Below are 6332 nucleotides of genomic sequence, written 5' to 3'. Positions count from 1 at the left end.
TCACGGATCTTCTGGATGACTTCGAGGCGATGCAACTCTTTCTGCGACATGGTGATCATAAAGGACATGACGACTCCGACCGCTCATGGTCTCGACCAGGCTGAAGATCGTCATCCTTGCTCCCAACATTGGCGTTGACCAGTGCGTCGAGAGGCGAGACTGTCGCATCTCTAACTGGCCCAACTGTCGCATTACTAAATAGCCCTTACATGTCAAAGTGGCGTAATCAACATTATGGAACCGGAGGCGGCGGATTCCTTTGGCTCGCTCATCCTGTCTAGGAGCCGCCGTGTCGAATCAGCAGAATCGAGGTGGAAGCAAAACTCTCGAAAATCGACAGACAGTCGCGCCTGCGCCGAAGGTTGGGCTGTTGTTGCGGGTGTTGAACCGCCACAGTGGCTTTAAAGTTTAGCGTTTCGCGCGCAATTGTGGTCACAGTCAACGTTGGCGCTAGGACCGAACCACTCACTTCAGTTGATTGGCAAACGCGCATCGATGTGACCGGGCGGCAAACTTTGCTGACCGATCCCGAAGGACTCGCGGGCGGTCAAGCAAGCTCCATCGCCTGGGACGCAGGCGCGGCAGACATCAGGCCGAAGATCGTACACCTGACAGGATGTCTCTGAACCGACACGGCCGACCAGAGCGGAGCAACGCGCACCGTCGCAACGCATTCCCTGCTCGTTCGCGGCTACGAATTGCGCCGGCAGCAAATCGAGAGCAGCTTCTGTTTCGGTGGAAAATCTGGGCCAGGTCGGCGAAAAGGAGCAGCAGGCTCCGCAGCTTCGGCAATCAAAGTCGATCAGTGATGTCATGACCCGCTCCTACCACACAGCCGGCCAATGATAAAGCTGCCGGCCAACCGCTTCTCTTGCCGCGAGCGCATTCCATCTTCATCAGGATCCTCATCCTGACGTTAGGCGGCGAAATTCCACCTCAAGATAAACTAGGGTCAGTGGCCGGAATAAAATGTGTCGGTGGTAGAACAGCTGCAGCTTGGTCGGCGGCCCGCAACCCGCTTTCCCATGCGCCATGCGCCGTCGAAAAATCGGATTGGTGTGTCGCCTCGCCGGCGAAAAACAGCCGGTCGCCGACCGGGCGCGCCAAGACTGCGCGTGCGTCGGCATGGCCGGGCAACGCATGGCTGTAGGAGCCGCCTATCCAATCGGTACGACACCAGGAAGAGGCTGCCAGGGGCCGCAGGTGGGGGCGGATGTTGCCGCCGAGCAGTGATGAAAGCTGGTCGAGTGCGAAGGCAAATGCCTCTATCAAACCCGCGCGCTCGATGACGACAGCGCCGTTTCCGCCGAAGAAGCCTTCGATGATCGGCCGGCCGAACGGCCGGATATAATAGCTGCCGGTCTCGGCATTTTGCGGGTCGCCGAGCAGATGGGTTTCCGGCTCGAGACCATGATTACCATGGAGTTCCAAAAACAGCTTGTCTGCGAGGCCAAGCGGCAGCTGACTAGCGGCATGGAGGTGATCGTCGGCCTCCGGGTCGAAGATAATGGCTCCGCGGGCCAGAACGGTGGTCGATGCCGTGATGATCGCGGCACCTGATGTAACAGGACCGCGGTCGGTCTCCAGCTGGACGCCGTTCGCGGTCAATGTCACGCGTCGAACGGCTGTCGAAAGGCGCAAGGCCACGTTCGGAACGGCCGCGCTGATCAGACTTCCATAGCCTTCATGCACCCGCCAATTGGCGTCGGTCGCTGCATTGTCATAGGCAAGAAAGTCGGTGACCGACAGCCGATCGAGCGGCGCGCCGTTCAGATATCCGCTGAGGGACTGGCAGTAGGCGTTCCATTTGCCATCTGGCTCCAGCGCGTCCGACGCCCTGTCGCTGGCGGGAGGATTGGTCCGCATCCGCTCCTTAAGTGCGTTCCAAGCCGCCGCCGCCGCCGCGCGCTCCTCCTGCGTGAAGCCGAGATCGCACCACTGGCTTTGCCACGCGGTCGGCCCGCGCTCGATATTGAACCCGGCCCCACGGCCAATGGCGACGAGAGGATTGCGCTCGGCAGAGTGCAGCCAGCCGCAACCCATATCCAGCGGCATTCCGGCCAGCTCGCTTGTCCAGGCTCGTCCGCCAACGCGGTTGCTGGCCTCCAGGATGATGACCGAGCGGCCGGCATCGGCCAGCCCTTTTGCTGCTGCAATGCCGGCCGCGCCAGCGCCGACAATCGCAACCTCGTAGTCCATCGTCGCCCTCCGCTGCGTCAGCAGCTTGATACGACACAAGCTTTACATCGGGGCCGCACCCGCTTCAATGTGCCCGAAAGGCTGCTAGTATGCGGAAATGACGTTCTTCGAAACACTTGTTGCATTGCTTGCGGTTGCCATCCTGCTGCTGCAGGTGACGCGTCGCATGCGGCTGCCCTACCCCGGCATTCTGGCTGCCGCCGGCGTCGCCGTGGCGATGTTGCCCGGCGCGCCCACGATCCCCATCGATCCGCCGACGGCGCTCGCTCTGTTCATCGCGCCCGTTCTTGTCGATTCGGCCTATGACTTCCCGGTGGGCGCGGCGCGGCGCATGCTGCTGCCACTATTCTTTTATGCCGTCGTCGCCGTTCTCGTCACGACAGGCGTGGTCGTGTCGATCAGCGCGCTGACGGTCGGGCTTCCGATCGCGGTTGCGGTCACACTCGGCGCAATCGTTGCGCCGCCCGATGCCGCGGCCGCCACGGCGGTCCTTTCCAATTTGCCGGTCGCCCGCCGTGTGGACGCCCTGCTCAAGGGAGAAAGCCTGTTCAACGACGCCACCGCGCTGCTGCTTTTCGGGGCCGCGCTGACTGTCCAGGCGCGGGGTGGGCTGGATGCCGGGACGGCGCTTCAGGTAGGGTTCGCTGCACCTGGAGGGATCCTGTTCGGTATCGTCTTTGGCTTTTTCGTCTCGCGGCTTCGACCGATAACCGAAAATACGGTTGGTGGGACCCTACTTCAATTCGTCTACGCTTTTTCGACCTGGCTGATCGCCGAACATCTGCAGCTGTCGGCCGTCCTTGCCACCGTGGCGAGCGCAATGACCATCGCCACCCTCTCTTCGGTCGAGGATTCGCCGCGCATGCGGGTGCATTCCTTCGCGGTCTGGACGACTGTCGTCTTCCTGTTGAACGTGGTGGCTTTCCTGCTGATGGGGCTGCAGGCGCGCCGCATCCTCGAGACGATGTCGACTGAAGAGCTTCAGCGGGCGATGGGATTTGCCGCCATCGTGGTGGTCGGCGTCATCCTGGCGCGCATGGCGATGGCGTTCCTGCTTCACGCCGTCGTCGCGTCTCGCCACCGAAGCGGCCATGAACTGGCGCCTTTCACATCCGGCGAGACCTTGCTGGTGGGTTGGGCCGGTATGCGCGGCCTCGTTACGCTGGCGACGGCCTTCGCGCTCCCTACCGATTTTCCGGAACGAGACCTGGTCGTGCTCACGGCCTTCACGGTGGTGCTTGCAACCCTGGTCATTCAGGGGGCGACCCTGGCACCCATGATCCATTTCCTGAAACTCGGTCGGCAGGCAGAGGTCCGCGATGAACTTAGGGCTGCCCGAAGATCGCTCGCAGAAGCGGCCTTTCAGCGGCTTGAGAAGGAAGACGGTACTGAGGCTGAAGCGATCCGCACGATCTGCAAGGATCATTGGACTGCATCAAACGATGCAAACAAGACCTCGCCGCTCGATCGCCGCCGTCACCTGACGATCGCTGCCGTTCTCGCCCAGCGCCAGCGCCTCGAGGAATTGCGCGACACAGACCAGATCGGCGCGACGCAATATCTCGAGCTGCAGGAGGACCTGGATTGGAAGCAGCTTTCCGTCGGCTCCGATGAAGATCGCCGCATCACAGAAAGCTAGATCCGATTAGGCAGTTGTCGATGCCAACACGATCGGCATCAAACAGTCTGTTGCTCGTCAGGCCAGCTTTTCCAATGAGGCGGGGCGCATTACCCGATGTCCTTCAGCGCATCGAGTGGGCCGGTCAGCGCCGTGCGTGGGGGCACGAGGGTTGGCCGCACCAGATGCGTGATTGGCGGGCGGCGGTCTGCATCGAGGATCGCAAACCCCTTGGTAATCATCGCTTCGCCGTCTTGCCGGATCATGAAAACGGGGAAAGGCAGGAAGGAGCCGAAGGGATCGTAGTCGTAGCAGCCGACGATGATATCGGCGAAGGTCTCGTGCGGATGCAGCGCGAGGAAGCGCATCAGCCCTTCGAGATTGATCGACGAATTGACGAAGAATGTGCGCGGCAGCTTTCCATGGCCTTCGTAGAAGGCTTCGAAGGCGCGGGCAGTCATGGCGGGGGAATAGCCGGTCGGCTGGATGCAGACATCCGGATCGGCGCCCAGCAGTGCACGCTTTACGTCGCGGAAACCGCGAATTCGCTCATGACTGGCATGGTCGTTGCGGCCGCCGAATAGGTACAGATCGTCAGGTGAAAGCGGGCCATCCTCCTGCGCGCGCTCGATGATCGCCTGTGTCAGCATGCGCGCACCTTCATAATTGTCGCTGATGACCGACGGCGCCAGCGTGCCGGGCAGATCGATGTTGACGTGCTTCAGGCCTGCCTTTTCGCAAACCTTGTGCACGCCATCCGGATCGGTTGCGCCGGCAATGAAAAGCTCGTCGATCGAATAGGAGATCAGTGTCTCGACGACCTGACGCTCCTCGTCCGGATCGCGACACCCGCTGACGACGAGGGGGCACTGGCCACGACTTCTCACCTGTGCCTCGAAAGACTGCGCCATAGAGGAGAAATAGCGGTTGTCGTGCACCGGCAGCAGAAGACCGACGAGACCGGAGCGGGACGAACGCAGGCCGCGAGCCTGCAGGTTTGCCGTATATCCGTGCTCGTTCGCCAGGTTCTGAATGAGCTGGGCCGTCGCCTCCTTGATACGCCTCTTCCGCCAGCTTCCGTTCAGTACGGCGCTTACGGTGGAAGCCGACGCACCCGATAGGATCGAGAGATCGTAGATTGTCGCCTTTTTCTTGCTGATGTCTGCCATATCCCGCCTTTCCGTGGTCGTTTCCCTTAGAAACAAACCCCTCTTGACGAAAGCCATACCTTGATCGATAGTTATTGCACCATCGATTGTGCAAAAAAGAAAGATCGATTGCGCAAAAATGGTTCGCCGGAGGAGGCGGGACGGGAGGCAAGGGTATTCCCTCGCCGTGAAGCAACCAGGAACAACCTGCCGCAAAGCGGCCGGTGGTCGTCGTTCGCCATGAGCGACCTTGAGGAGGAGTGAAGATGAGGAGACTTATCGTAGCGGCATTTGCCGCATCGCTGTCGTTTGCCGGGGCGGTGGTCGCGTTTGCAGAGGACGCGCCTAAGGTCGGCATTGTCGTCAAGATCGGCGGCATTCCGTGGTTCAATGCGATGGAAGCCGGCATCAAGGAGCAGGGCCAGAAACTCGGCGTCGATGCCTTCATGATCGGCCCGACCAGCGCCGACCCGGCGCTGCAGGTGCGCGCCATCGAAGACCTGATCGCCCAGGGCGTCAAGGTCATCGGTGTGGTTCCGAACGATGCCAAGGTGCTCGAGCCCGTGCTCACCAAGGCGCAAGCCGCCGGCATCAAGGTCATTACGCATGAATCGCCCTCGCAAAAGGGCGCCGACTGGAATTTCGAACTCGCATCTGCCACCGGTTTTGGTGAGGCGCATGGCAAGCTGCTCGCCGAAAAGATGGGCGGCAAGGGCGAATATGCCGTCTTCGTCGGCTCGCTCACCGTGCCCCTGCACAATGCCTGGGCGGACGCCGCAATCGCCTATATCAAGGCGAATTATCCGGACATGAAACTTGTCGGCGACCGTTATGGCGTCGCAGAAGATGTCGACAAAAGCCGGTCGACGGCGCTCGATCTCATCGCTGCCCATCCGGATCTGACAGGCTTCCTCGCCTTCGGCAGCCAGGGCCCGATCGGCGCCGGGCGCGCTATCGAGGAACGCCGCAAGACGGGCAAGATCTTCGTGCTCGGCCCGTTCTCGCCCGGCCAGGGCCAGAAGCTGATCAAATCAGGCGCGATATCGGGCGGCTTCATGTGGAATCCGAAGCAGGCCGGCGAAGTCTTCGTCACGCTCGCTGATCGTCTGATCAAGGGCGAAAGCATCAAGGAAGGTGATGACATTCCGGGTCTCGGCGTGATCAAGCCTGTCGGCAACGACATCATCGTCGATCAGCTGCTGCCGATCAACAAAGATACGGTCGACGATCTGGCCGCAATGGGCCTCTGAGGAGGCCCCCTCCCGGGTGTCGGGCCGGTCGAATGGACCGGCCCGACGTTCGGGAAAACGAGCGGCCGGCCATGGCTGGACCATTGACCTTTGATGGCATTCGACGACTGGACAGGC

The 6332-nt window shown here is 61.2% G+C and carries 5 protein-coding genes; 2 read left to right on the top strand and 3 right to left on the bottom strand.

Going from position 1 to position 6332, the window contains the following annotated elements:
• Positions 1-470: 470 nt before the first annotated feature.
• Both HFO99_RS03325 and HFO99_RS03320 read right to left on the bottom strand, forming a co-directional pair.
• Positions 471-815, bottom strand: a complete 345-nt coding sequence (locus tag HFO99_RS03325; RefSeq protein WP_222359222.1) for a YkgJ family cysteine cluster protein — start codon at positions 813-815, stop codon at positions 471-473.
• 121 nt (positions 816-936) lie between these two features.
• Positions 937-2199, bottom strand: coding sequence for a flavin monoamine oxidase family protein (locus HFO99_RS03320; protein WP_222359220.1), 1263 nt, complete (start codon positions 2197-2199; stop codon positions 937-939).
• A gap of 97 nt (positions 2200-2296) precedes the next feature.
• On the opposite strand from HFO99_RS03320, the gene HFO99_RS03315 reads away from it, so the two are divergent.
• Positions 2297-3838: a cation:proton antiporter gene (locus tag HFO99_RS03315; protein ID WP_222359218.1), complete on the top strand. Its 1542-nt coding sequence runs from the start codon at positions 2297-2299 to the stop codon at positions 3836-3838.
• Between the two features lie 89 nt (positions 3839-3927).
• On the opposite strand, the gene HFO99_RS03310 is transcribed toward HFO99_RS03315, so the two are convergent.
• Positions 3928-4986, bottom strand: a complete 1059-nt coding sequence (locus HFO99_RS03310) for a LacI family DNA-binding transcriptional regulator (protein WP_222300171.1) — start codon at positions 4984-4986, stop codon at positions 3928-3930.
• Positions 4987-5231: 245 nt separating this feature from the next.
• Between HFO99_RS03310 and HFO99_RS03305 the strand changes: the two genes are divergently transcribed.
• Positions 5232-6215 carry an autoinducer 2 ABC transporter substrate-binding protein gene (locus HFO99_RS03305; protein ID WP_222247945.1) on the top strand — a complete coding sequence of 328 codons (984 nt, stop codon included), beginning with the start codon at positions 5232-5234 and terminating at the stop codon, positions 6213-6215.
• Positions 6216-6332: the final 117 nt, after the last annotated feature.

The sequence above is a fragment of the Rhizobium leguminosarum genome (assembly GCF_019798305.1).
Taxonomy (GTDB): Bacteria; Pseudomonadota; Alphaproteobacteria; order Rhizobiales; family Rhizobiaceae; genus Rhizobium; species Rhizobium leguminosarum_U.
The sequence above is the reverse complement of the archived record's forward strand: the minus strand, read 5'-3'. Positions and strand labels throughout refer to the sequence as shown.